Raw genomic sequence first — 25,443 nt, forward strand, 5'->3', positions numbered from 1 at the left:
TTGAACGCTGAAAAAGACTTCTCCTTAATTAAAATATTAAATCAAATCATTGACTACCAATTCAGCGATATTAAAATAGAATTAAAAAATTAAATAAACAACCGTATTCCAAACAAAAACTATAATCCTAAAAAATAACAAATGAAAAAAATAAATTTAAAATTTATCTTACTTGTATTACTTTCCAATATACTATTAGCCCAAAATATAGATACCAAACATCTGACCTTGAATCTAAAATTTGATTGGCAAAAAAGACAAACTATTGGTACAGCAGATCTTACATTCTCTGTTTTACATACAACAGATAAAATACTCTTAGACGCAGGATATTTAAATATTAATTCCATCCTAATAACTAACAAACCATTAAAATTCAACTATCTTGGTGGAGATACAAATGATAATTTAGAAATAACTCTAGACCAATTCTATACCCCCAATACTTTCATTCAATTAACCATCCATTATCAGACTATGTACGAAAACAAAGCTGATCCGAATTCCATTTGGGGAAGCTTTGGCAAAGGATTACGCTTTCAGCAACCAACTTCCACTTCACCCACCAAGCGCAAACAAATATGGAGTAGTGGTGAACCCAACTATAATAAATATTGGTTTCCATGTAATGAAGATATTGCTGATATTCATACTATAGAACTTATTGCTACAGTAGAAAAACCTTTAATGGTTATCAGCAACGGAAATCTTATCGAAACTATTGAAAACAAAGACAGTACGAGAACTTATCACTATAATTCAAAAATGCCATTTCCCAATTATTTAGTATCATTAGTGGTGGGAGAATATGTTGACGTGCTTCAAAATTCAAATGGAATTGCTATACATAATTATGGATATCCTCAAGAATTTGAAGCAGTAAAAGCTACTACCGAACTACTCCCTGAAATGATGCAATTTATAGAAGAAAAAACAGCCTATAAATATCCTTATCCACATTACACTCAAGTAGTCGTACAGGACTACCCATTTCCTGGATTAATTGGCCAACATAGAGCTTCTATAATATCTGATAATTATATTGATGATTATGGTGTTCATAAAGATTTTAAATATTTGTGGGATGGTGTTGCAGTACAAGCATTAACAAATCAATGGTTCGGGAATTTATTAATGCCCAAGTCCTGGGATGATATTTGGCTCAACAAAGCTTTTGGACCGTATTTTGCCGGATTGTTTACTATAAAAGACAATTCCAAAACAGAATATTTAAGTTATTACCTCCCCTTTGAAAAAAATAATGCTCTTGCCAATTGGAACGCCAAAAATAAACATCCATTGGTTACTCAGAATATAAAAGATCCAATAAACTTACCAAATGATAATGATAACAATTATAAAGGTTCCTTGGTATTACGGATGTTACAAAAAGAAATTGGAGAAAGCGACTGGTGGAAATCTGTTCAGCTTTTTGTAAAATCAAATGCGAACAAACAAATTAATACTAAAGATTTTCAACAAGCAATTGAACAAACCACTGGCAAATCCTATCAATGGTTTTTTGATCAATGGATTTACAAAATGGGTTTGCCAAGATTTAAAGTAACTAAACAATACAACACCTCAAAAAAAGAATTGAAATTAATTGTAAATCAACTTCAAAATAAAGATAGCAGCACTGAATATGAGCAAGCAGATTTCTTTCAAGGTAAAATGGATATTGAAATTGATCATAATATAATGCCCATTCAAATCCAACCTAAGAAAGAGAATATATACTACTTTACATTATCAAAAGCTCCGGATTTCGTCAATTTCAATTTTGAAGAAAACTGGATATGTGAGACGGTATACCTTCAATCGACACACGAATATTTATATCAATTGTCACAAAGTCATGATATAGTAGCCAAACAAAAAGCATTAGACCAGTTGGTTGCGATAGCTCAGGATACCAGCACTAGTCCAATGACAAAAAATAAAATAATTCATGCATTTCAACAAGAAATTACATCAAATGGTTATTGGCGTTACAGACAATATGCTCTAGTCTCCTTACGCAAAATATTGACCCTACCTTACGATGATTATACTACCACTATGCTTCTAAACCTAATCATTTCTGAAAAGTCATGGTTGAAAGCCTCAGCAATTAATATGCTAGGAAACACTAAAAATGAAACCTATGTTGACATATATCAAAAGGCGCTGTATGATAACAGCGATAGAGTGATTAATGCGGCTGCAATTGCCTTAGGCAAAACCAAAAGCATTAAAGCTAAAGAAATACTTATTGCCTTAGACAAAAAGCCATCCTGGAAAAATCAAAGTCGAATCAGTTCATTAAATGGTTTGGAACAATTGGGAGATACCAGTACAGTAGATTTTATTATAGAATGTATTAAGGACAATCAATCCCCCCGTTGGTACCTTGCAACACCAGTCTGGGATTATCCTTTTACTGCAATTAACACATTAGTTGCACTCGGTAAAGCGGAATTAGCCTACCCCATTATCTTTGACCGATTCCAAAAATCATTACAAGACAACGATCTCAATGACATCTTCCAAAATGTACAACTTATCGATCTGCTAAAACTAGAACAATCTAAAGAAGTTTACGTATTATTACAACAAAAATTTAAAAACGATCCAGACATTTTAAAAACAATATCAATGTATGAAAGTAATTTTTTAGAAAGTATAAAAAAATAAAAATGATTACTTATATTCTGTCAAGTTATCTTCATGTTAAAAGAAACTAAATTTTCTAAGTATGAAAAAAGTGTTCCTCTTAGTAAGTATATTCAATTCAATATCAACTTTTGGACAACAAACCTTGCCCATAATTAAAGCTCATTCAAAAAATGTATCCATTAATGATGGAGGATTTTTGGATCAAAATGCTTGGTCATTGTCACCGGAGACTAAACCTGATATTTATATAGCAGATCGGTCATCTAAATCCAAATGGGTGGTTTTTTATACAGATATCGATTCTATAAAAGTTAAAATTAAACCCGGGGGTAGTTTTGATTTTATTATACTTTTAAATGGAAATGATACCTGTTATACAAGAATAGTAAGTTCCAAATCAATAAAAAACTCCATGATACCTTCTGAAAATAGATCAGACACTATCTCGTTTACGCTTAACCAATTCGATGCCATTCATGTCAAGGGCATAATAAATAGTACAGACACCATAAATTTACATTTTGATATCGGAACACTTGATTTTCGATTAACTAGAGAAACATTAGGTAGATATAAATCGCAAAGAATTAATCAACTCAAATTAGGGAGTCTTGTTTGGAATTTGCCTAATATACAAACGGCAAATCAAGCATCACATGGTATGGATGGGAGATTTGGATGGCGCGTTTTTGATGAAAAAATTATTGAAATTGACTATGATAATAAATTTATCGTCATTCACAACACCTTGCCCAAAAAGATGAAAGGATATAAAAAATCCAAGATTAAATTCATTCAATCCTTATTTTGTATTGAATCAGCTATTGAATTGAATAACAAAAAATATATAGGTGATTTTTTGTTTGATACCGGATCCGATCTCACTATGGTGATTCATCCAACCTGGATGAAGAATCAAGAATTTCCGAATACCTTAGAAGTGGTTAAAAAATCGTCTTTTAGTGATGGTGCTGGCAAAAAATACGAGACCATCATGGTATCCGTACCTAAGCTATCCGTTAATACATTTGAACTTAAACATATACCTTGTTCCATACTTGGATATGAAGGTCCAAGTTCAGCGCCCATAAATTATTTTGGAAATGCCCTACTTAAACGATTTAATATTATAATAGATTTGAAAAAAGACCATATCTATTTGAAACCAAACAGCCTATTCAATACAGCTTTTAAAATGCCAAACTAAATTCAAAAGATCAATGATAATATGTATACATTATTTGGCATAAATGATCCAATAAATAGGGCGTTATTTTAAAAAAGATCTTCATTAATAAATGTACAGCTAATATTAATACTGATGTTGGAAATAAAGCCGATATGTGAACATTGTAAGAAGTCCTTGCCAAACGATAGTTCGAATGCCATGATTTGTACTTTTGAATGTACCTTTTGTAGAGATTGTGTTGATCATATTCTAAATAATGTTTGCCCAAACTGTGGCGGGGGTTTTGAAAAAAGACCAACCCGTCCTAAACATCTTTTGGATAAATATCCAGCCAGCTCAATTCATTATTCTAAACCCATTAATAGTCATGAATTCGCAATGAAACTTAGGCAATACGAAAATATAAAACCAAATCAAAGATAAAATATCGCTTACTATCTCCTAATTGTATACTTTCTGTTTATTTTATACCAGTAGATTTACGCCATAACAATTTCAACTTTTTAACTGAGGTTTTATGCCCTTTAAATCCATAAAACAACCATAAGTTGTCAAAAAACAACTCATTGTAGTGTGTATACAACGAATAGTAGCTGCTTTTTTTAGCCAAAGCTGCTAGGGCATGATAACTTTGCATCAACAAAAACTTACAATATGTTTCATTCAAAATCAATTGGTAATAAAATGACCGAAGCTAGGAAGAAGGCTAATCTTTCACAAGCCGAGCTTGCTCAGCAGATATCTATTAGTTCACAAGCAGTCGGCAAATGGGAACGCGGCGAATCTTTGCCGGATATCACAACATTAAATCGTGTAGCAGAAATCCTTGGAGTGGATCTAAACTATTTTTCTGAACGCTTTCCATCGTCAGAAAAAGTAGACATGCACAATGAGTTCTCAATCAACAAATCAACAGGGTCAGAATCTTTCGGTCAAAAGATATCAGATACTAAAGTTGATAAAAAACAAAGCTGGGATATGTCAAGGTTAAACCTGTTGGATAGTGATTTTTCAGGTTTAAATAACTTACGTGATAAATTCAGTTCATCCAATATCCAAAGATGCTTATTTATCGGCTCACAGATGTCAGGAATAGTATTAAACAGCAATAATATAGATCGGTGTGACTTTTCTGACTCAGATATCAGCAATTGCCAATTTCAAAATTCTAATTTGGATAATACTAAATTTAATAAATGTTCGCTCAAAGAAACTGAATTTACAAAATGTAATATTGGTAAATGTGATTTCTCTGAATCCGACTTTACTAAAAGCACATTTAAACTAAGTAATTTTGGAGAAAACAATATTACTAAAGCTATTTGGAAAAGTACCACTTTTGTTGAGATGCAGCTCCAGGATGTTGTTTTTGATGGAATTATAGAAGGATGCTTTTTTGAACATTGCACTTTCTATAATGTTAAGTTCCAAAATGCTACATTGATCAATACCTTTTTTAAAAACAACAAGAAATTCAATCGGGTGAGGTTTATTGATTGTAAGGTGGATAAACTAACTTATGCATTCTTGAAAAGCAATCTGGCTAATTTGAGTGGGCTCACCTTAATCTCTTAACTGTAAATCCTAAGAATATTGCTACTCCAAGGTGTCATTTATTGGTTGGCCACAACCTTTAAATAAGTTGTCATATCTGGTCAGATTTCGCAAATGAACCACTGAAACGCTCTAGTACACTACTATTTTTTAAAATGATACACCCATGGAATTGATTGGATTAGTATATAATATAGCAAAAAATGTAACCCTAAATATTCCAATATAAACTTATTGTTAAATTTATTATCATACGATCTTTATCTAATAAATAACAGACAGATTCCATTAAGTTTGCAGATTATTAAACATATCATGGAAAACAAAAAATGGCTTGACGCTGAAATGCATGCAATCGAAAAGAAACTTATCGATGCCGGTTTAAATCACAAAAAGCTCGTCAGTTCACTGCATGAAACACAACAAAAAAGTGCCACAAACCTAATTCAATATCTAGCTCTGCGAAATGAGGACATTCGCGTATTACAGGATAAATTACATCAGGCTGGATTATCAAGCTTAGCAAGTTCGGAAAGTCATATTTTAAAACAAATACAATCCATTAGAGAGATTCTAGGTGCCACTCTAAAGGAAAAGGATATTTCACAAATCGATTATTATGGTGCTCAAAATACTTTAAATAAATTCGCAACCGAGTTGTTTGGATTTAAAAAAGATCCTTCTATCCCTCATATAATGGTCACGCTGGATACCTCGTTTGAAAATAATGCTCAATTGATAAGAAGCCTGATGGAGGCCGGCATGAATGTGGCTCGAATTAATTGTGCACATGGGAATGAAAAAAACTGGAGGTCTTTGATTGAAGCAGTACACAATGCATCTGATAAAAGCGGCCGTGCATGCAAAATATACATGGATATCGCAGGACCTAAAATGCGTGTTGATTTGCCAGGCAAAGGCAAAGATAAAGGTAAATTAAAAGTAACCATAGGGCAGGAAATTTTATTGGTTGAATCCGGAGAAGAAATTGAACGCAATCAAGAGGTAATATCATGTTTTGAACACGGGGTTTTTACACATTTAAAAGATGGTGAAAGAATTATTATAGATGATGGAAAAATTGAAGGAATAGTAATCAATAAAAATGGAAGTAACCATCTAAAAATCACAAGAATTTCTTCAAAGAAACCATTTATTAAAAAAGAGAAAGGCCTAAATCTGCCTGACACCCAAATTAATTTAGAGGCACTTACTAAAGTCGACCTAAAAGTAATTCCATTTATCGCTAAAAATGCAGACCTTGTAGGATGTAGTTTTCTTAGAACCGCTAAAGATGTTAAATTAATCAAAAATAAACTTAAGAAATACAACAATAATCCAAAACTGATTTTAAAAATCGAAACCCCTGAAGCTGTTATCAATTTACCATCTTTATTACTTGAAGCCATGACAGAAGAATCATTTGGAGTCATGATAGCTCGGGGTGACCTTGCTGTCGAAATAGGTTTTGAAAGACTAAGTGAAATTCAAGACGAAATTCTATGGATTTGTGAGGCTGCGCATGCTCCTGTTATTTGGGCTACTCAAGTTTTAGAAACTTATAGCAAATCTGGCTTTGCCACTAGAAGCGAAATTACTGATGCAGCCCACGCTGCGAAAGCAGAATGCGTAATGCTAAACAAAGGAGATTACATTGTTGACACCATTAAACTTTTAATAAATATCCTAAACAAAAGCGGAGGTCATCGTCATAAAAAACGCTACAGTATGCGTCCTTTAAATATTGCTACCCATTTCTTAAATCATTCGAATTCGATTAAAAAAACTTCCCGTATCAAGACAAATGAATCCTAATTTTTTATAAGTGTGGTCCATATATCACTTTCATCTACATTATTTTCAACATCCATTTTTAAATTATTTTTAGTACAACCCCACTGATATTACAAAAATTGAATTCAACAATTTTAGTTTCAGATATAGTGCTAAAAGTTTTAGATGAATTATTTAGTTTGGTTTTTTTAAAGCACATCTAAAATTTTTTAATTAGGAAGCATAAAAGTTTCAGGAATGGTTAACTTTGATCTGCAATATAGCATTTAACAAATAATCAACTAAACAAATAAAAATGAAGTACAAAATCGGAAGCAAAGAATCACCTATGTTATTAAAAACACCGCCATTAACCAGTGAATATACTATGCACGTGGACCAAAAAGATGGTAAGGACATCCTAGTCTGTACCGTAGGCAAAACGGTCCTACATTACAACATAAACTGCCTGGATGATTTACATAACATGTTAAAAAAACACGGGGATTGGATGGAACTTGGCAGTGCTGATGAACAAAAACCTGCCAAAGAAGGAACTGTAGAAGCATGGGGACGCTCTGAAAACAATCCTGCAGGAGGTTGGTATGGACTTAAAAAAGGACTTCGCGGACGTTTTGGAATGTATATACCACCATTAATGGAAAAACTAGGACTAGCCGAGCTTACTCACGACGCTAAGGGTAATAAAATGAAAGCTAAATAGTACCTGCCTTGAGAAAAGTAAACCAATGGTCAATACTTAATAATAGGAATTGTATTTCTAATAAATACATGGTTAGTTAAAAATCCCTCTTGGTCCAGATAATTTTTTGCTAAAATTGAGGAAATTAAATATTGATATTTGTTAAAATAGTTTAATAAAGAAAACTCAAGTAGAAAATGAGATATCACTTATTTGAATTTGAAGACTTAAAATGGTTTCCGAATTCTATAAGAGAAGGCGGAACGGATTACCTTCGATATTTTTTGAACGCTGTTGAATTTTATAAACCCATTATTCCTTTAATTTCTGAGACCCTTTGCGAAATCAAGGAACATCATATAATTGATTTGTGTTCAGGAGGCGGTGGGGCTATTGAACAAATCAATAAGGAACTTCAAAAAAATACAAAAGAGCCCATCACGATAACACTTACAGATAAATTTCCAAATACTAACGCCTACAAACATTTAAAAGAAAAAAACAATAATCAAATTGATTTCTTAGATGATTCCATTGATGCTAAAAATGTTCCAAAAGATCTCAAAGGACTCCGTACTATGTTCTCTGCCATACATCATTTTGATCCCGACACCATTATTAAAATTTTAAAAAATTCAGTTGAGCATAATGCAGGAATATGTTTTTTTGATGGAGGTGATAAGAATATATTTACCATATTCGGCATTGTCATCTTCCATCCTATTGCATTTATATTATTTACGCCATTTTTTAAACCCTTTAAATTATCAAGATTATTTTTTACATACATCATTCCCCTAATTCCATTAACTACAGTGTGGGATGGATGCGTTTCTATCTTGCGTTTATATAACCCTAACGAATTGTTGGGGTTCGCAAAACAGGTAGAAGATCATAACTATATATGGAAATCAGGCAAGGTTAGAAATAAATTGGGTATGAATATAACTTACTTAATTGGATACCCAAACAGTAACAAGGGATAAAATGAATGCACTTAAATTTATCTTAAGTTCAGTTATCATCACTTTATTGTTATTAATCAGTGTGGTTTTGGTAGATACTTGTTTCCAATTTCTACAGCATTTGAAAAATAATACTACACCCATTTCTGTATCCACATTTTCAAATCAAGAAATGGTCCTTGGAATGATTAGTGATTCTTTAAGAGCCATATTGTTATGCTATTTGTTCCCACAACTCAAACATGCGGGCGAATCTATAGTTGTCGGTATAAAATTTGGTTTGACTATTAGCGGTATAATGAGTACTTTGTGGCTAATATTTGGTTATTTAGAATTGAAATTAGAAGATCCCAATTTTTTCTTGATCTTTGATGGCATAATTTTTATAATACAGGGAATTTTAAGTGGTATCGGATTACATATTCTTTCCAAAAGAAAATTAATCTGATCAATATGGTTTTTCTTTATACAATAAATCTAATATTTATAAAACGAATTGGGAATTAACTTCCTTAAATCTTAAAAAATATAATGGTAAAAACCTATTTATCCGTCCTAACTAAGCATATGGTTATCGTCATACCATGCCCACTCCAAATAAATATACCGTAGTTAACCTTATGAATGATTGATAAGTTTAATTATTACACTTTTACAAATTCATATAAATTTTGAAAAATACTCCAACCTTTCTACTATTTATGAAATATTTTGCAATTCTAGTCGTATCATTATATCTAATAAGATGCAATCGACATACTACAATAGAAAAAACAAATAATACTGTTACTAATGAAATTACATTTCCCTTTAAAGAACATAGAAGTGATTTTTTAAATCCTTTATCAACAACTTCACTAGACCAAAATATACGAAGTATTTTCCAGGACAACAAGGGAATATTTTGGTTTGGAACTAATGGAGCAGGTGTCTACCGTTTTGATGGTATACAATTAAATCAATTTACTGAGAAGGATGGACTATCCAATAATCAAATTTTAAGTATCCAAGAAGATCAATTTGGAAATATTTGGTTTGGCACAGGTATTTTCGGTGTCAGTAAATTTAATGGTAAAACTTTTACTTCCTATACAAACAAAGAGCGATTGCAATTCAGTAAAAACTTTAAAAAAGATTGTAAAATTGTTCAGAAAGATTTATGGTTTTATGCCGGTGGTGGCGTTTATCATTATCATGACACATCATTCGTATATTTACCTTTAGCTGAAACCAAATCCATTTCTGATCAATCACTTACGTCACCCTTTGTGCTCAGTCGATTTGCAGTTTACAGCATACTCAAAGACAAAAAAGGCAATGTTTGGTTAGGAACACAAGCTCAAGGTGTATTACGTTATAATGGCAAATCTTTTACATGGTTTACTGAAAAAGGTCTGAGTGGTTCTGCTGTACTTAGCATATTCGAAGATCGACGAGGAAACATTTGGTTTGGAAACAATGGCGCCGGATTATTTCGTTTTGATGGAAAAACCTTAACAAATGTTACAGAAGAAAAACAACTAATGAATTATGAATTTAAAGTTTCCGGGGCTTCGAACACAAACACCTTAGCTCGGATTTATTCTATAAATGAAGATGACTTTGGAAACCTGTGGATTGGAACTGTAGACGCTGGCGCTTGGAAATATGATGGAACTAACCTAACTCATTATACTATGAAGGATGGATTGTCCAGTAACGCGGTGAATACGATTTATAAAGATAAAAACGGTCAACTCTGGTTCGGAACAGATGAAAACGGAATTTGCAAGTTTAATGGAATCACATTTCAAAAATTTAACTTACAATAGTTCTCTATTTCACATTAAATTAGATCATCAAAAATGGATTTTCCAAATCTTTTGAAATAAAGACTTAATAAATATATTTAAAATCATGAACGTAAAAATCCGTTTAGCGTTGTATCATTTGCTCATGATATAAATATTTTAATAAACCACACACCGCGAATTATAAAATTGTTCGATCTTGCATCATTCAAAGTCTTTCGACGCATCAAATATTATAAGTCACATCACAAATTATTGAACCTATCCTAAACTTGAATATAAATTAGAATTTTTGTTACTTTGCGGATATATTAGTGTATTTCTTTTCCTGAAGAAGGGATATTCAAGGTATTTCAATCGATAACCAGAAACATATGTTTTTTCTAAATTCTAAATCACACACAAAATGTATACCACAGTATTAGCACTACATTCCATCTTTCGATGGCTTGTACTCATCAGCTTAGTCATTGCAATATTCCAGGCTTACAAAGGCTGGATCTTGAAAAAACCATTTTTGAGCCAAGACAATGCTATTCGACACTGGACTGCTACCATCGCGCATGTACAACTCATGATTGGCCTTTGGTTATACTTTGTCAGCCCGCCAATGGATTATTTTATGAAAAACTTTAAAGATGCCGTTCATCAAAAAGAAATTCGATTTTTCGGAATGGAACACAGCATCATGATGGTCGTGGCCATAGTGTTAATTACAATTGGATCTGTAATAGCTAAACGAAAATCTACGGACCAGGACAAATTTAAGACTATAGCCATTTGGTTTACCATAGGGCTCATCATTATCCTGATATCTATTCCATGGAGCTTCTCTCCATTTGTAAGTCGGCCTAATTTTAGGTCTTTTTAGATCGGCATAATAGGCAATATCAATCATGTTAAAACCATATTGGTTTTGGGATTAACTTATGGCTGTGATCTTTTGTTCCGATTTGAGTTAAATAGAATTGAACGTTACTACTTTATTTCAAAACTGAACTTATTTATATGCATCAATGAATCAAGCCCAATTGATTTTGTTACAAAAAACCAAAATACTATATAAAAAATTTTAGGTATTGAAAATGATTATATATTTTTGATATGAATTAGCAGGTCTTATACCTATGCGATTTCAAATTGGTAGTCGGATAGATACTGACTATGTTTTGAATTGAATATTTATTAGTAAACCAATTAAAAGTTAAGTCATATGGCAGTCAATGTTTATGACGGGTTCACCAATCAAATTGCACGGGAAACATTCCGATGCCTTTCTTACAATAAAGAGGCTTTTACTATTGAGTGGTTAGTTGAACCAGAAGGCTATGTCCCATTTGAACACATCCATCTCAATCAAGATGAAATATTTCATATCAAGAAAGGTGAAATGCGAATACTCATTGAAGGCAAAGAACATATTGTCCCCGCAGGAGAATCCATTATTGTCCCCAAAGGTACGCCGCATCTTGCCTACAATAACAAACCTGAACGATTAGAAAGTATCGTAGAATATAAACCAGGACTTGACAACTATAAGTTTTTCCAATGTTTTGGTGGATTACTTATTGATGGAGATACTTCCAAAAATGGCACTGTTAATATTCCAAAAATGTGTTATTTCACAAAGAAAATGAATGCACAGAGTATAACTAGACCAACCAGTATTCCAGCACCAATTTTTAAAATAGCCATCCATATTTCATATATCATCGGGTCTATAGTAGGTTGGAAAAAACTTTATTTTAAATATACAGGTGATCATTAAATCTATAAATTCACATTTTGGGCACTATTAAAACTTTAAGAAATTGTAAAAACGGACACCAATATTATAAAACCAGCGACTGTCCTGTTTGTCCTATCTGCGAAGTAAAACGAAAACCCAAAGACCATTTTTTTGGATTACTTGCGGCCCCTGCAAGAAGAGCATTAGAAAATAATGGTATTACGACCTTACAACAACTTTCAAGCTATACCGTGGAAGAAATCATGGAACTTCATGGCATAGGAAAAACCACTATTCCAAAATTAAGAGTTGCTTTAACTGAAGCAGGTTTGACGTTTAAAAACAAAAGCTAATTATCAGAAAGCATACATGGCTAATCATTCATTAACTTTTGCAGTATGTATGGTATTTAAATTTTACTATCTTTTCATTGATGAAATAAACCAATTCTAAGAATCGGTTAAAAATATAATAATTTACATTATTTTCACATGGTCTATTCCTAATTAAATACGGTTACGATATTAGACTTAATTTATGTTGAATATATAGAAATGGTAATCCTAAATAATTTATAATATATGTTAAGAATAATTTTAATCGCGATAGTACTTACAATAAGCTTAAACAGCATTAATACCTATGGTCAAGGTTGCAGTGATGCTGGAATGTGTACCATAGCAAGCTTTAAACCTTCCAATTCAAACAGCGATTCGAGCACTAATAATCAATTCACTATAGGTTTATATTATGGAAAGGCTGACCACTCCATTACAGTTTGGGGAAATTATATAGAATACCAAAGGCAATTAACTCAACAATTAGGTTTTGGAGCCAAACTCACCACCTTATCTCAACATGGAAATGGAATAAACGCCTTTGGAATCAGTGATTTATTTTTATCAGGAAACTACAAGTTCATTGATCTTTTAAAATTCACCCTAGGATTAAAAATACCATTAATAAGTAAGAGCTTTATTAGTTCCAAAAAGACACTGCCTATGGATTATCAATCTAGTTTGGGCACTTTAGATTTGTTGGTTGGAATTGGATTTGAAATAAAAAATGTACAATTTGGTTTGGCATTACAGCAACCATTAAACCAAAACAAAAATGAATTCATTGCTGAAAACCAGTCCATAAATTCAATTTTGAGAACATTTCAAACGACCAATAAATATAAACGGAATGGAGACCTATTGTGTAGACTTTCATATAAAATTAAATTAATTAAGAATTTACATTTGACACCTGGCGTCTTACCCATTTATCACCTTTCAAATGATCATTTTACAGACACAAGCGGTGTGGAAAGAGAAATTATTGGATCTCAAGGTTTAACCTTGAATGGAAATCTGTACCTTGATTATCAGCTCAATTCAAAACATTCCATCCAATTTAATGCAGGAATTCCATTTATTGTTAGAGATACAAGACCTGATGGATTAACAAGAAGTTTCATTACAAACCTGGAGTACAGACTACGATTTTAATCATTCTTTACTTTTATTAAAAAATAAAGGAATGGGGTTTATCCTTCAATCAAACCATTTACTTAATGTTTAGTATGGTATCAATACTTAATTCATGAGTGATTTTTAAAGTAATAAAACTTGTTACAACAGCTCAAATATACTTGTAAACCAATTTTTTATAAAAAAATTTATACTTGATTTTCAATAAATTATGACAATTTTACATGATTTAATGTAAATTTTACTTGACATTTTGTAAATCTTACATATCTTTGTATTTTACTTTAAAACATCAATTTATGGATCTTCGTAGAAATCATATAAACCAGCGGGTTTTAGTTTATGCCATTTTGTGGATCGCAAGTTACACTTGCAGCATTTTAACTCTCAAATCGTTCAATCTTCCCGTTGAAGTCGGACTGGTGCTGACTTTTGTAACCATTCTGGCCTTTTCTGTTTTCATTTACAAATATTACAGGAGCATTTTCTTTATGGATGAAGTGCAAATAAAAATTCAAATGGAAGCAGTAATCATCGCCTTTTCATTAGGTTTGATGTTACTAATGACCTTAGGGCTCTTAGATCTTTTTATAACCTTAAACAAAGAAGATTGGAGTTACAGGCATATAGTACCACTTTTTGCAACATTCTATTTCATCGGTTTATTTATGTCAAAACGCAAATACCTTGTTGATCATGAAAAACACGATTAAAGTGGAACGAGCTAAGAAAAACTGGACCCAAGCAGATCTGGCAACACATATTGGTGTTTCAAGACAAGCCATAAATGCTATTGAAACGGGAAGGTTTGTACCTTCTACCCTTTTAGCACTAAAAATGGCGAGCGTCTTCGGAACAGCCGTAGAAATAATTTTCCAACTAGAACCTACAGATTGATGAATGGATATAATTGGACTAAAAAAACTGTAAATCATTTATTAAATAAAATTAATATTTTATCTCCTAGTATTAGTATAGAAATTTAAAGGTTGACATATTACCTTTGCTTAGATCCTAGTTTCTTTCAATAATGATTTATATCTAATTAATAATAAAATCTAAACTATGGCTGAAAAAAAATCCAAACTTGTTGAGATTAAAACCAAACCAACCAGTGCCAGTGTTGAAGATTTTATAAATAAATTAGCGAATGACCAACAACGCAAAGACAGTTTTAAACTCATAGAATTATTTAAAAATGCAAGTGGTGAAGAGCCTAAATTATGGGGCAGCAGCATCATTGGATTTGGCAATAGAAGATACAAAAGTCCTGCAACCGGAAGGGAAGTCGATTGGTTACTCATTGGTTTCTCACCGCGTAAGGCAAACCTTTCTTTATATATTAGTGTAGGTATCAAGGAGCACGCCGAATCACTTACCAAACTTGGTAAACATAAAACCGGAGTTGGATGTCTTTACATCAATAAACTTGACGATATCGATCTTACAGTTCTAAGACAAATGATTGATATTACTTTAAAAAACAGGAACAACAATTAAACTTGGTATAAAATTAAAAACCAAGTCTATGTATTAGGTTTACGAAAAAAAATAATATCTATAACGCAAATATTTGATTCCCATTTATATTCTTAAACCAATGATGCAATTATAATTTTTAAAGATTAGATCTAACCTTAACCTCAAGCATAAATGAAAAAACAAGAATTGTCATCTAAATTAAGTAAAGAATTACTTACTACTCTAAATGAACGCTTTTTAAAAAACACCGATCGTCATAAAGGACTAGAATGGTCTAAGGTTCAAACAAAATTAGAAGCCAATTCTCAAAAAATGTGGTCCCTGTATGAAATGGAACGAACAGGCGGTGAACCAGATGTTGTAGATTTTGATAAAAAAACAGGTGAATTTATTTTTTATGACTGCGCAGCGGAAAGCCCCAGCGGTCGAAGGAGTCTATGTTATGATGATGATGCATTACAATCCAGAAAAGAAAATAAACCCAAAAATAGTGCTGTAGAAATGGCAACAGAAATGGGTATTGAACTTCTAACAGAAGACCAATATCGAACCTTACAGGAATTAGGTCCATTCGATAGAAAAACTTCGAGCTGGGTAAAAACACCAAAAAAGATTAGAGAACTTGGTGGTGCCATTTTTTGTGATCGACGATATGATACCATCTTTATGTATCATAACGGAGCAGAATCTTACTATGCTGCAAGAGGATTCAGAGCATCTCTAAGGGTTTGAAAACTTACTTATAATGCATTATTTTAAGTACTGTGGTTGACTATAATTCAATATCTCACTTGCTCAAATAATTGAAAGGACTACGCTCATAGAAAAATAGATCGGTAAGTTTCTTTTAATGATTACAGAATTTATTTCAATAAATATGCAGAAAAAAGAAATAGAAACATTTTATCCGACTAACAGACAAGAATGGCGACAATGGCTATTAGAAAATCATAATAAAAAAAAATCCATTTGGCTTGTTCATTATAATAAAAAATCAAATATGCCATCCGTTTCTTGGAGTGATGCGGTCGACGAAGCACTTTGTTTCGGATGGATTGATAGCACCAGAAAATCACTTGAAAGTGATAAATTTATTCAATTTTTCACCAAACGCAAACCAACGAGTGTATGGTCTAAAATCAACAAAGAAAAAATTGAACGATTAAAACAAGAAGGACTGCTTATGCCTGACGGTTATGAAAGCATAATGATTGCCCAACAAAATGGAACTTGGAATATTTTGGATGATGTTGAAAAACTAGAAATTTCCGAAGACCTTGAAAAGGAGTTCAATACTCGCGAAGGTTCAAAGGAATATTTTCTCAGCTTAAGTAAGTCGGTAAGAAAAAGTATGTTGCAATGGATAAAACTTGCCAAACGACCTGAAACCAGACAAAAGAGAATCATTGAATTAGTGGAAAACGCCAGTCTTGAGATTAAACCCAAACAATTCAGATTATAATAATGTAGATCATCCATGATGATGAAGTCAATTAAAAAATATAGCAGATACTTTTTTTGAATATAAATTATCTCCATACCATTCAAAAATGATTCATTATCACAATACCAGTAGGATCAAAGTTTGGTTTATATGAACTTAGCTTAAATCTTTATCATTGATCATTTAAATTGATCTTTTAGTGTTATCTACCTAATGTTAAAAAATGATGAACTAAATAACAAATAAAAGATTTTAATTATCTTTACCCATGTATCTGGTTATAAGCCTGTTGAACGAATTTATACCATTAGATTATAAATTTTTATGTAATAGGTCCACCTGAGTACGCTCATAATATTTGGATAAATGGCAACCAATAAAACATCAGAAACCAACAACAGCGTAATTGAATTTATTAATTCATTCGTCGACAAAGAACAGAAAAGAAAAGATAGTTATGAATTGATAGAATTCATGCAATCCCTTACAGGGTTCGAACCCAAAATGTGGGGACCCAGTATCATTGGTTTTGGATCCTATCACTACAAATACAAAAGCGGGCATGAAGGTGATGCCCCATTAATCGGTTTTTCTCCACGTAAAGCTGCTATTTCCCTATACGTTTATTCAGGACTTCCGGAACACGAATATTTATTGAATGATCTGGGTACTTTCAAAATGGGAAAAGTTTGTATCTATATCAATAAATTATCTGATATTGATCAAGGGGTTCTTAAAAAGCTGATTAATGAATCCATACAATATATTCGTTCAAAATACAATACATGGTAATCCATGTTAAAAAAGTTTGAATTGTATTTATAGACCAAGCTTTACGAAAGCATTAAATGAATAAAAAAAAATTCTCAACTATAAAAAATAAACTAATATGGCTACAGTAAACATTTATCTTACATTTAATGGCAATTGCCTGGAAGCATTTAATTTTTACAAATCAGTTTTCGGTGGAGATTTTCCTTATGTTGGAAAATTCAATGAGATGCCATCTCAAGAAGGCATGCCGCCAATGAGTGTTGAAGACGGTGAAAAAATTATGCATATTTCACTACCTGTTAGTAAAGAAACGATGTTGATGGGTAGCGATACGGGAGGTGAATGGTCATCCCATTTTTCTATGGGGAACAATTTTTCGATTTCTGTAAATACTGAAAGTACTCAGGAAGCCGATCAATTATTTAACGGATTATCCCTAGACGGGCAGATCACAATGCCATTAGCCAAGACTTTTTGGGGTTCATACTTTGGCATGCTCACCGACAAATTTGGAATCAATTGGATGGTAAGTTTTGATGAAAAGCCTCCAGTATAAACCATGTCTAGAAATGATGTGATTTAAAGATTCATTTCACACTATAAGTAATAAAAAATTTAAAGGATCATTTGTTATTAATAAATGATCCTTTAAAACATTTGGTATATGTCAATTATGAAACCTATTTGAATTACATTCATATTCCATAAATAATTCGAAATTAGAATTGATATCCATTTGAACCATTTTACATTTCATGTATTTATACTATAAATATTAAATTTTTAATAAAGAAACATCCTTGTATGTTTTACCTGCGTCACCATACTTCTAATAATTCATTTACCACATCTTATTATTTGAATTAATTTTAGCATGTTAAAATTGGAAATTATTTATAAAATTAGATTAGGCTCCCTTCCCTTTTCAAGATGACTGAACGATTCCATCTCATTCTTGTTAAGAGATGGATAAAGTGTGGCAACACTTTAAGTGAAGGATCGTGTTAGCGAATATTAGGGCTGGGGATGGGTTCGCTTACTTTGGTACTGGATTCCCACTAATTATACAAATCAATAAATATGCGAAACTTAAGTTATACTATAAATCTTTTTTTACTTTAATACATCCCGTATGACCACTCAAGTCACCGTAAAAACCATCTTCAATTGTTCATTAGAACGCGCCTTCAAAACTCCTATGCTCTGTGATGTCTCAAAAGTTCATACCGGCTTTGGAATCATGCCAAAAGTAACTCATTGCACAGAAGATGCAAATTGGGGAAAACCTGGATTTGGTAAAAAAGTTTATGCGGCAAAGTCCTTCACATTTAAAGGAGGAGAAGCATCAAGTGATCAAGTAATCGAACGCATTGAAAATAAATACTGGCGCATTGAAGTCAGTAATTTTACAGCATGGATGTTAGGTTTTTCAAAATTTGTCGGAGAATGGCAGACAACTGAACTTGAACCAAATAAAATCTTAATAAAATATACCTATACCATGCATTCCGATGTTGCAATACTCTATCCCCTAAATTGGCTTTTTACCAAAATATTCTGGCGCATTTATATGAAAAGAGTATTGAAAAACATAAGGCAATTAGCATATTCTGAAGCACCTTATTTGTATCAATAATAGAAAACGACACTTTATTGCAAGTTTTATTTCAGCTAGTATATCAAACTGCTTAAATGATCCTTTTTTGGGTAGATAAAAAATATCTAATAAGCAAAGCAACAAAATCAGACAATCTTAGATTACAATATTGAAACATGAATCATTCAATAGGTCATCAATTGATTTTGGACAACAACGCTATCCAAAATAGATTACTAATGACAATATATTTCTGAAAATTTGGCATCATAAAAATGGCTGATTTCCTAGAAGGAATTTATGAATCGTATGAATAAAAATGAGTTTTTATGAACGTAGATTATCTAAGAATAATAAATATTACAATAATTTTTAAATATCAATTTATAAACAAATTAATGACTTTGAACATGAAATTAATTGGAGTTATATTTTTCCTTATTTGTTGTATCGAATCATCTATTATTGCACAGAATATATATGATGCCAGACAATCTGTAATTATGCAAGCTGTAGTACAAGATAGCCCAGCACAAATTAAATTAAGCTGGGTCCTAGATACTGCTAATGGCGGATACACTATATGGAGAAAATCCATACTTGATCAAGTTTGGGGTGATAGCCTAGTTTATCTAAATTCTAAAAGTACTTCATGGACAGATACTTCAATACAACAAGGTATTGGTTATGAATATCAAGTACTGAAAAGCTTACCTGCATTTCCAACTGGCGAAGGCGGTCAAAACTTTGGTGCAGGCAATATTTATTCAGGTATTAAAATTCCTCCAACACATCATAGGGGTGCTTGTTTGGTTGTAATAGATCGCACTTATAAAAATACACTTGCATTTGAAATTTCTCGTTTATTGGATGATTTACTTTACGATGGTTGGATTCCTGACACTGTTTTTGTAGATAAGAATGATGCTGTTGATCAAGTAAAAAATGGCATACTTGATTGGGCTAAAAAAAATCCTGATACCCATCAGACATTATTCTTATTAGGTCGAATACCCGTGCCCTATTCAGGCGAAATTGCTCCTGATGGACATAATAGCGATCATCGTGGTGCATGGCCTTGTGATGGATATTATGGCACTATAGATGGCCTATGGACTGACCAAACGGTCAAAACGACAGCAGCAGCAAGTTCAAGAAATGATAATATCCCTGGAGATGGAAAATTTGATAATAATTTTTTTCCATCAAAAGTTCAATTACAAATTGGAAGGGTAGATTTTAGCAATATGAATAAATTTTCTGAATCAGAAGAACAACTGCTTAGACGTTATTTAGATAAAAACCATGCTTGGCGAATTGGAAAAATGCAAATGATGGAACAAGGTCTTGTGGATAATAATTTTCCTTCTAGTGAAGAAGGATTAGGACAATCTGGGTGGAAGAATTTCGCAGCTATGTTTGGAATTTCAAATGTAAAAGATTTACAATACAGACAGACACTTTCCAAGCAGTCATTTCTCTGGTCGTATGGCTGTGGTGGTGGTGGTCCTGAAAGTGCCTCTGACATTTCAAGTACTACAAATTTTACGACAGATTCTCTGCTATCCATTTTCACAATGTTGTTTGGTTCCTATTTTGGGGATTGGGATTATCCAAATAATTTCTTACGTGGTGCAATTGCATCAAAAACATGCTTAGCCAGTACATGGGGCAATAGACCAAATTGGTTTTTCCAACACATGGCTCTAGGAGAAACTATAGGCTATTCTACACAACTTACTATGAATAATAGAGGTCTTTATACTCCTCGATATTATGGAGGATATGTTTCTACGGCGCTTATGGGTGACCCGACTATTCGGATGCATGTGTTGCCTCCAGTAGAGCATTTCAAAGCAAGACAAGAAGGCCTTCAAATAAGATTAGATTGGGTAGCGCCAAAAGCAGCAACTGGATTTTTTATATATAGAAAATATGCTTCCGACAGTGTGTATCATTTACTCAATATACAAGCAGTAGATGACACTTCATTTATTGATGCTTGTGTTGAAAAAGGTCTGATCCATTATATGGTTAGGTGTTCTGCATTAAAAACTACAGGGAGTGGTAGTTATTATAATTTGAGTGCTGGTGTCATCACCACTATAGTAAATGATACCTCATCTATTCATATTGAGTCAGAAATAACACATGCCAATGCAGGTCAATCCAATGGATCCATAAAAATAATACCAATTGGAGGATGTGCTCCATATACCTACCTGTGGGAAACAGGTGAAACCACATCTGAACTTTCCAACTTGTCGTCTGGAACATATTGTCTTACAGTAAGCGATTGTATGAATTGTACCATGACATATTGTGGTACAGTTAATTTAAATACCCCAATTCATGAATTACAACATCTTACTTCATACAAACTCTTTCCAAATCCAACCAATAATCACTTCAATTTAAAACTAACATTTGATGAAATACAAAAACTTCAACTCTCTATTACAGACATTAATGGCATAAAATTAGCAACCAAACAAGCATTTGGAAAAGACATTAACTTGAATTGGGATGTTGAATTTCTTTCGTCAGGTTACTATTGGTTACGCATTGAAAATGGATTAGAACATGTTACAATTCCATTTACAAAAACCAGATAATAGCATCATGAAGTTTTAAAAATAAAAATTGATCAGCATTATAATAGGAATATATAAAAAGGGTGTTTTTCCCCTTTTATAATTTATCAGTTGCCATTACTTTTACATCAACAAATTATAACCCATTAAATTTAAAATGGTGTCGAAATTAATTTGATTTTAGCTCATAGATACAAGTAGAATCGATAAAAATAATACATCAAATTAACCATACTCAGTCTAATGTACTACCAGAACATAGCCATATTCCCAAACGTATTTCGCTAAGCTTACATCTTTTAACTGTGGTTAATTCATTCCGATCAGGGGCCAATAAGCCCCTGCTTTGGATGCTTTGATGTATATAATCAGAGTTCCTTGCTCTGTTCAAGATCACTTGGACATCTATTGAGCTATCCCTAAATTAATTTCAATTAATATTTGATTATAAATAGTAGTCATAGAAATTTGGATCGGCCTTAAGGGATAAGCCGTTAAAAAATGATGGAATTAAACCGTTAAAAATTCAAAACTGTATGAGCTCAACAGTATACAAAACAAAAGAACAGGAAAGCGAGGTGAGCAAGTGTGATGCCAAGCAAAAGAAAGAAGGCAAAAGGCGAGTTTTTTGAATTTAGGTTTAATGGAATCATTTTAGGCTTAGACCTTACAGCCTAGAATTTTTGGTTCTTTTTTTTCATGAAAAAAGAACAAAAAGTTGTCCATAAAAACAAGTTTTAAAACTATAACATAATGCCAAACAACCAAAATGACTGATTTACCAATTATTTAGTTATGTTGGGCAGGTAATTCTGATTCTTAAGAAAATAATTCAAACAAAATACTAACTCACCATTTCTAAGATCCATCTTACCCAATCTTGAATAAATTCTTTCTAAAAGAATAAAGCACTAATCCTACCCTGGACTTGACATTTAATTTTTGAAACAAATGCTCGCGATACCCATCTATAGTTTTAGGACTCAGAAACATCACATCAGCAATCTCCTTATAAGTCATTTCACTACAGCAGTGTTTCAAAAATTCCAGTTCTCTATCCTTGAGTACAATAGTTGAAACCTTCGGATCTGATGATTCGGATTTTCCAGAGATGTTTTTCATGAGGACACTGGCTATAAAATCAGAATAGTAGAATCCTTTATTTAATATACTGGTCATGGCAAACATTAATTCTTCGGGATCAGCATCTTTTAGCAAGTATCCCTTGGCACCAAGATTAAACATTTTAATAATGGATATTTCTTCATCATTCATGGTGAGCGTTAAGAATTTAAGCTCTGGATATTGTTGTTGCAGAACTTTGGCCACTTCCATACCATTCATGACCGGCATGTTGATATCCAATAATATGAGATCTGGTTTCACATCCAAGCCTGGCAATAAGTCTATCAACTCACGCCCATTTTTTAATACATGGGTAACATGGAACGCATCATCCTTTTCAATAATAGATTGAATAGCTTTTGCCAATATGATGTGATCGTCAACTAAAATAATTTGATAAGCCATAATTAATGAATTGGATATGTAATTTTAAATAAAGTTCCTTGTTCAGGATTAGATACGATGTCAATGGAGCCACCGATGACTTTAATTCGTTGTAATATATGCAATAATCCAGATCCTGAATTTGGATTATTGTTTACTTCATTCATATCAAATCCAATTCCATTGTCAGAAATATGAAAACAAATAAGGTCTGGTTTGAAAATCATTTGGATGTTTAATACACTGCATTGACTGTGTTTAATTGCATTGGTGATAATCTCCTGAATCATTCTATAAATGATAATTTTAATATTACTATCTATAATCGGCTCTTCTCCTTCCTTTGAAACGATGCATTCCATGGATCCCAACTGATTGATCCTTCTTCGATCTCTTAATAAAATATGCTCAAAGGATTCCTGTATCCATTGGCTATGATCCAATACTTTTGACAGTGCACGCAGTTCTTCCAATGCCTGAGAGATAGCATCGTAAGCTTGAAGGCTATGCTCTGTCGGATGTAATTTTGTTAAAGCATTGGAGTGAATTTTGGCTACCGTAATCAATTGTCCAATGTTATCGTGTAATTCGTATCCGATGTGCTTTAAGGTTTGTTCTTGGATCTCCAATTCAGATTGCATGAGTGCATTTTTATGTCTTAGTTCTGCATCTTCCTTATCCTTGATAAATTTATTTTTATTTTTTTGGTAGTACAAATAAAATAAAACCAAAACCACCGTTAAAGCACAAAAAACACTGCACGACAATATAATTCCAAATACTATGTCTTCTTCATCCATATAGCACCAATAATAAATAGAATGTACTGAATATATAATACAACATAAGTGATCACTTTATATACTATTCTAAGGGTAATACTATCTGATTCAACCAAATGATTAAAACCTGCCATCACAGGAATATTCATTAAATAATAAAAAAATAATCCAATAGAAACCCAGAATAATAAATTCTTTTTTAAATCGATTATCAGATCACTTTTCATGGTTTCGATGACATACATACAAATAATTACACACATGATTACCGATCCAATACAAAAATTATAAGATGTGAATTGTTCGAATATTCGCTGAATAAAAATGATATTGAAAACCGAGAAGATACCCAAAAAAATGGCCGCATATAAGATGATTCTTTTATATGCGGCATTCTTAATTTGTTGATAATAAAAATAAAAATACAAAAACAAAATTACAGTTGAAAGTATACTATAATAAGCCTTATTATTAATTAATTGATATCGAGTTAATACATGTCCTCCAAAATCTTCAATAAATGTAAATAGCGCAATATACAACAATAAAATATGTTGATTTGCTATCAGTGTTCTCCTAAAATAATAAAACACCAATACAACTAAAAATTGCAATACAAATATGAATTCCTGCAGCACTAGATTCAATTGACTATTGATTTAATTGACCTCCAATTCCCAGACTATCTATAGTTTTGAACATCACTGGTGCTGTTTGGCATCCAGGAGGACATAATCCACCCATATTCAAAAAACTTAAACTACGAGTAAGTATGTCTGGATTGCTAAAATCAATAGGTTTTGGCTTATGTGTTTGAGGGTCAAAATAATTTACATCAAATTCTTGCTCTACACCAGCCTTATCAATATAAGTAGGTGCTATAATTAATGCATGGTAACCTCTTTTATCTAGACTAATTTGTTGCATATAGCTTGATTCAGCAACGCCGATAGGTGTTTGAGGATATACTGTATATATGCATCGAATGCCTTTGAGTTTGATGTCCAAATTATTTTCGATAATTTTTTTATTAATATAAGAAATAAAATTCACCACACTGTCTGCATTAAAAGTAATAGATCTTGAATCTATAAAATTAGTGTCGTGTGTAACCCTATTTCTACCATTGATTACATTGATGCGTTCCATTTTATAGTTGTATACCATTTTGGCCACATCCATTGCTGGAATCAATGGTACGTTTTGAACAACAGGAAGAGGAGGACAAGGATTAGCTGGACATCCCATAAATGTTAAGACCACAAACCCCGACATTACATAAAATACATAATTAAGAAAAGTTGATTTCATCATAAAATTTGATTTAGTTGGTTAGTTATCGTATTTGACGGTTAAAATTAATCAACATAAGTGTTCATAGTTTATTTTTCCATCTAATAAGGGGAAAAACACCCCCACTACTTT

General features: G+C 32.3%; 26 protein-coding genes. 22 read left to right on the top strand and 4 right to left on the bottom strand.

Annotated features, from left to right (window positions below; all coding sequences use genetic code 11):
- Positions 1–141 precede the first annotated feature (141 nt).
- The 22 genes from IPK88_01065 (at position 142) to IPK88_01170 (ending at position 21,748) form a co-directional block, all read left to right on the top strand.
- Positions 142–2,676, top strand: coding sequence for a hypothetical protein (locus IPK88_01065; protein ID MBK8241987.1), 2,535 nt, complete (start codon positions 142–144; stop codon positions 2,674–2,676).
- A 61-nt stretch (positions 2,677–2,737) separates the two neighbouring features.
- Positions 2,738–3,865, top strand: a complete 1,128-nt coding sequence (locus IPK88_01070) for a hypothetical protein (protein ID MBK8241988.1) — start codon at positions 2,738–2,740, stop codon at positions 3,863–3,865.
- A 114-nt stretch (positions 3,866–3,979) separates the two neighbouring features.
- Entirely contained in the window at positions 3,980–4,270 is a 291-nt protein-coding gene (locus IPK88_01075) for a DUF1272 domain-containing protein (GenBank protein ID MBK8241989.1), read from the top strand.
- A 231-nt stretch (positions 4,271–4,501) separates the two neighbouring features.
- Complete coding sequence (locus IPK88_01080) at positions 4,502–5,422, top strand: pentapeptide repeat-containing protein (GenBank protein ID MBK8241990.1); 921 nt, start codon at positions 4,502–4,504, stop codon at positions 5,420–5,422.
- A gap of 294 nt (positions 5,423–5,716) precedes the next feature.
- Positions 5,717–7,216 (top strand): pyruvate kinase, encoded by a 1,500-nt coding sequence (locus tag IPK88_01085; GenBank protein MBK8241991.1) that lies wholly within the window; start codon positions 5,717–5,719, stop codon positions 7,214–7,216.
- 274 nt (positions 7,217–7,490) lie between these two features.
- The gene (locus IPK88_01090) at positions 7,491–7,898 is read left to right on the top strand and encodes a hypothetical protein (GenBank protein ID MBK8241992.1); all 408 of its coding nucleotides are present in this window, start codon (positions 7,491–7,493) and stop codon (positions 7,896–7,898) included.
- Positions 7,899–8,074: 176 nt separating this feature from the next.
- Complete coding sequence (locus IPK88_01095; GenBank protein ID MBK8241993.1) at positions 8,075–8,863, top strand: class I SAM-dependent methyltransferase; 789 nt, start codon at positions 8,075–8,077, stop codon at positions 8,861–8,863.
- Position 8,864: 1 nt separating this feature from the next.
- Positions 8,865–9,290, top strand: a complete 426-nt coding sequence (locus IPK88_01100; GenBank protein ID MBK8241994.1) for a hypothetical protein — start codon at positions 8,865–8,867, stop codon at positions 9,288–9,290.
- A 253-nt stretch (positions 9,291–9,543) separates the two neighbouring features.
- Positions 9,544–10,653 (top strand): hypothetical protein, encoded by a 1,110-nt coding sequence (locus IPK88_01105; protein MBK8241995.1) that lies wholly within the window; start codon positions 9,544–9,546, stop codon positions 10,651–10,653.
- 385 nt (positions 10,654–11,038) lie between these two features.
- Positions 11,039–11,503 (top strand): hypothetical protein, encoded by a 465-nt coding sequence (locus IPK88_01110; protein MBK8241996.1) that lies wholly within the window; start codon positions 11,039–11,041, stop codon positions 11,501–11,503.
- Between the two features lie 342 nt (positions 11,504–11,845).
- Complete coding sequence (locus IPK88_01115) at positions 11,846–12,400, top strand: cupin domain-containing protein (protein ID MBK8241997.1); 555 nt, start codon at positions 11,846–11,848, stop codon at positions 12,398–12,400.
- 17 nt (positions 12,401–12,417) lie between these two features.
- Positions 12,418–12,714 (top strand): hypothetical protein, encoded by a 297-nt coding sequence (locus IPK88_01120; protein MBK8241998.1) that lies wholly within the window; start codon positions 12,418–12,420, stop codon positions 12,712–12,714.
- Positions 12,715–12,942: 228 nt separating this feature from the next.
- The gene (locus IPK88_01125) at positions 12,943–13,854 is read left to right on the top strand and encodes a hypothetical protein (GenBank protein ID MBK8241999.1); all 912 of its coding nucleotides are present in this window, start codon (positions 12,943–12,945) and stop codon (positions 13,852–13,854) included.
- 281 nt (positions 13,855–14,135) lie between these two features.
- The gene (locus tag IPK88_01130) at positions 14,136–14,549 is read left to right on the top strand and encodes a hypothetical protein (GenBank protein MBK8242000.1); all 414 of its coding nucleotides are present in this window, start codon (positions 14,136–14,138) and stop codon (positions 14,547–14,549) included.
- Positions 14,533–14,733 (top strand): helix-turn-helix transcriptional regulator, encoded by a 201-nt coding sequence (locus tag IPK88_01135; protein ID MBK8242001.1) that lies wholly within the window; start codon positions 14,533–14,535, stop codon positions 14,731–14,733. The genes IPK88_01130 and IPK88_01135 overlap by 17 nt, the downstream gene beginning before the upstream one ends.
- Before the next feature lie 168 nt (positions 14,734–14,901).
- Entirely contained in the window at positions 14,902–15,336 is a 435-nt protein-coding gene (locus tag IPK88_01140; GenBank protein MBK8242002.1) for a DUF1801 domain-containing protein, read from the top strand.
- A gap of 153 nt (positions 15,337–15,489) precedes the next feature.
- Positions 15,490–16,050, top strand: coding sequence for a DUF4256 domain-containing protein (locus IPK88_01145; protein MBK8242003.1), 561 nt, complete (start codon positions 15,490–15,492; stop codon positions 16,048–16,050).
- A gap of 145 nt (positions 16,051–16,195) precedes the next feature.
- Complete coding sequence (locus IPK88_01150; protein MBK8242004.1) at positions 16,196–16,780, top strand: YdeI/OmpD-associated family protein; 585 nt, start codon at positions 16,196–16,198, stop codon at positions 16,778–16,780.
- Positions 16,781–17,128: 348 nt separating this feature from the next.
- Entirely contained in the window at positions 17,129–17,554 is a 426-nt protein-coding gene (locus tag IPK88_01155; GenBank protein MBK8242005.1) for a DUF1801 domain-containing protein, read from the top strand.
- Between the two features lie 97 nt (positions 17,555–17,651).
- Positions 17,652–18,092 (top strand): VOC family protein, encoded by a 441-nt coding sequence (locus IPK88_01160; GenBank protein MBK8242006.1) that lies wholly within the window; start codon positions 17,652–17,654, stop codon positions 18,090–18,092.
- Positions 18,093–18,668: 576 nt separating this feature from the next.
- Positions 18,669–19,172 (top strand): hypothetical protein, encoded by a 504-nt coding sequence (locus IPK88_01165; protein MBK8242007.1) that lies wholly within the window; start codon positions 18,669–18,671, stop codon positions 19,170–19,172.
- A gap of 371 nt (positions 19,173–19,543) precedes the next feature.
- Positions 19,544–21,748: a T9SS type A sorting domain-containing protein gene (locus IPK88_01170; GenBank protein MBK8242008.1), complete on the top strand. Its 2,205-nt coding sequence runs from the start codon at positions 19,544–19,546 to the stop codon at positions 21,746–21,748.
- 849 nt (positions 21,749–22,597) lie between these two features.
- On the opposite strand, the gene IPK88_01175 is transcribed toward IPK88_01170, so the two are convergent.
- From IPK88_01175 to IPK88_01190, 4 genes are read right to left on the bottom strand one after another with little or no spacing between them, the layout of a single operon-like run.
- Positions 22,598–23,260, bottom strand: a complete 663-nt coding sequence (locus IPK88_01175) for a response regulator transcription factor (protein MBK8242009.1) — start codon at positions 23,258–23,260, stop codon at positions 22,598–22,600.
- Positions 23,260–24,036 carry a hypothetical protein gene (locus IPK88_01180; GenBank protein MBK8242010.1) on the bottom strand — a complete coding sequence of 259 codons (777 nt, stop codon included), beginning with the start codon at positions 24,034–24,036 and terminating at the stop codon, positions 23,260–23,262. Before IPK88_01180 ends, IPK88_01175 begins: the two co-directional genes overlap by 1 nt.
- Complete coding sequence (locus IPK88_01185) at positions 24,018–24,665, bottom strand: hypothetical protein (protein MBK8242011.1); 648 nt, start codon at positions 24,663–24,665, stop codon at positions 24,018–24,020. Before IPK88_01185 ends, IPK88_01180 begins: the two co-directional genes overlap by 19 nt.
- Before the next feature lie 4 nt (positions 24,666–24,669).
- Positions 24,670–25,332, bottom strand: a complete 663-nt coding sequence (locus IPK88_01190) for a hypothetical protein (GenBank protein MBK8242012.1) — start codon at positions 25,330–25,332, stop codon at positions 24,670–24,672.
- Positions 25,333–25,443 lie beyond the last annotated feature (111 nt).

Origin of the sequence: Candidatus Defluviibacterium haderslevense, from assembly GCA_016712225.1 — a bacterium.
Taxonomy (GTDB): domain Bacteria; phylum Bacteroidota; class Bacteroidia; order Chitinophagales; family Saprospiraceae; genus Vicinibacter; species Vicinibacter haderslevensis.

Coding starts and splice junctions, on each gene's coding strand:
- IPK88_01065 (MBK8241987.1), top strand. CDS start 142: ATGAAAAAAATAAATTTAAAATTTATCTTACTTGTATTACTTTCCAAT.
- IPK88_01070 (MBK8241988.1), top strand. CDS start 2,738: ATGAAAAAAGTGTTCCTCTTAGTAAGTATATTCAATTCAATATCAACT.
- IPK88_01075 (MBK8241989.1), top strand. CDS start 3,980: ATGTTGGAAATAAAGCCGATATGTGAACATTGTAAGAAGTCCTTGCCA.
- IPK88_01080 (MBK8241990.1), top strand. CDS start 4,502: ATGTTTCATTCAAAATCAATTGGTAATAAAATGACCGAAGCTAGGAAG.
- IPK88_01085 (MBK8241991.1), top strand. CDS start 5,717: ATGGAAAACAAAAAATGGCTTGACGCTGAAATGCATGCAATCGAAAAG.
- IPK88_01090 (MBK8241992.1), top strand. CDS start 7,491: ATGAAGTACAAAATCGGAAGCAAAGAATCACCTATGTTATTAAAAACA.
- IPK88_01095 (MBK8241993.1), top strand. CDS start 8,075: ATGAGATATCACTTATTTGAATTTGAAGACTTAAAATGGTTTCCGAAT.
- IPK88_01100 (MBK8241994.1), top strand. CDS start 8,865: ATGAATGCACTTAAATTTATCTTAAGTTCAGTTATCATCACTTTATTG.
- IPK88_01105 (MBK8241995.1), top strand. CDS start 9,544: ATGAAATATTTTGCAATTCTAGTCGTATCATTATATCTAATAAGATGC.
- IPK88_01110 (MBK8241996.1), top strand. CDS start 11,039: ATGTATACCACAGTATTAGCACTACATTCCATCTTTCGATGGCTTGTA.
- IPK88_01115 (MBK8241997.1), top strand. CDS start 11,846: ATGGCAGTCAATGTTTATGACGGGTTCACCAATCAAATTGCACGGGAA.
- IPK88_01125 (MBK8241999.1), top strand. CDS start 12,943: ATGTTAAGAATAATTTTAATCGCGATAGTACTTACAATAAGCTTAAAC.
- IPK88_01130 (MBK8242000.1), top strand. CDS start 14,136: ATGGATCTTCGTAGAAATCATATAAACCAGCGGGTTTTAGTTTATGCC.
- IPK88_01135 (MBK8242001.1), top strand. CDS start 14,533: ATGAAAAACACGATTAAAGTGGAACGAGCTAAGAAAAACTGGACCCAA.
- IPK88_01140 (MBK8242002.1), top strand. CDS start 14,902: ATGGCTGAAAAAAAATCCAAACTTGTTGAGATTAAAACCAAACCAACC.
- IPK88_01145 (MBK8242003.1), top strand. CDS start 15,490: ATGAAAAAACAAGAATTGTCATCTAAATTAAGTAAAGAATTACTTACT.
- IPK88_01150 (MBK8242004.1), top strand. CDS start 16,196: ATGCAGAAAAAAGAAATAGAAACATTTTATCCGACTAACAGACAAGAA.
- IPK88_01155 (MBK8242005.1), top strand. CDS start 17,129: ATGGCAACCAATAAAACATCAGAAACCAACAACAGCGTAATTGAATTT.
- IPK88_01160 (MBK8242006.1), top strand. CDS start 17,652: ATGGCTACAGTAAACATTTATCTTACATTTAATGGCAATTGCCTGGAA.
- IPK88_01165 (MBK8242007.1), top strand. CDS start 18,669: ATGACCACTCAAGTCACCGTAAAAACCATCTTCAATTGTTCATTAGAA.
- IPK88_01170 (MBK8242008.1), top strand. CDS start 19,544: ATGAAATTAATTGGAGTTATATTTTTCCTTATTTGTTGTATCGAATCA.
- IPK88_01180 (MBK8242010.1), bottom strand. CDS start 24,036: ATGGATGAAGAAGACATAGTATTTGGAATTATATTGTCGTGCAGTGTT.
- IPK88_01190 (MBK8242012.1), bottom strand. CDS start 25,332: ATGATGAAATCAACTTTTCTTAATTATGTATTTTATGTAATGTCGGGG.